The organism is Synechococcus sp. R55.2 (assembly GCF_047462075.1).
Lineage (GTDB): Bacteria > Cyanobacteriota > Cyanobacteriia > Thermostichales > Thermostichaceae > Thermostichus.
Genome location: NZ_JANSIH010000157.1, coordinates 1 through 857, shown reverse-complemented (window position 1 = coordinate 857; position 857 = coordinate 1). Strand labels below are relative to the sequence as shown.

General features: G+C 59.4%; 1 pseudogene. It reads left to right on the top strand.

The features are described 5' to 3' along the window. Positions 1–571, top strand: a pseudogene (locus NW838_RS05615) (serine/threonine protein kinase); the annotation flags it as partial. Positions 572–857 lie beyond the last annotated feature (286 nt).

Sequence of the window (857 nt, the reverse complement as noted above, 5' to 3'; positions counted from 1 at the left end):
TCTGGTTTTGTTGACAGGTGTGGGGCAGCAGTGGGTGGAGATGAGCCTCTTGCCCTATCCCAAGGGACACCATCCCACTGTCGCAACCGGTTGGTCTCTGCAGACGGGATCCCAGCCCATTCGCCATCGCCTGCCCTTGGATCCCCAAGGGGGGGTGATCAGCTTGGGAGAACGGTTGCTCTTTGCGGCAACAGATGAGGGAAGGGAAGGCCAGCAAGGTTGCTGCCCCTATCTCCACTCGGTGCAGGTGAATCCGCTGCGGGTGCGCCGCTGGTTCTTGAAAGGGCAACCTGTCCAGATGGCCAAGGCCCCTTGGGGCGTGCTGCTGCTGTGTCGAGAGGGCGAGCAATCCACTTCCCTCTGGCTGTACAGTGAAAAAGGGGATCCCTTGGCCCAAGTAGCTGTGCCTAACGGCTCACAGGTGTTGCAGGTGGGCCAAAGGGGCAAGATTTGGCTGCAGGTGCCCAAAGCAGAGAAATCTCACCTGTCTCAGCTTTGGCAATTGGATCTGAACTGCTTGCCGGTGAGTGGACAGCCTTCCCAGGTGATGCTGTGCGACCCAGCGATCTAGAGTTTCGCCAAGGACTCCGTCCCGCTGTCGCGACCGGACTCGGCCAGAACCGCTATCAGCCCTAAGATCAAGTTTGAAGATCAAGTTTGGCCAGATGCCCGGCCAGCTCTGCTGGGCTGTGGACCAGGGGAGTGGTGATCTGTCCAGCCTGTTGGAGAACAAGCATGAGTCAGTATCTGCCGGAACCTGCTGCTGTGGAGGAGGATCCCAGCTTGTTGGTAGAGCGGATCCGCCGCAAAGAGGGCCGGTGGCTGGATAGGGCCAAGGCCTGTCAAGCTTTGCAACG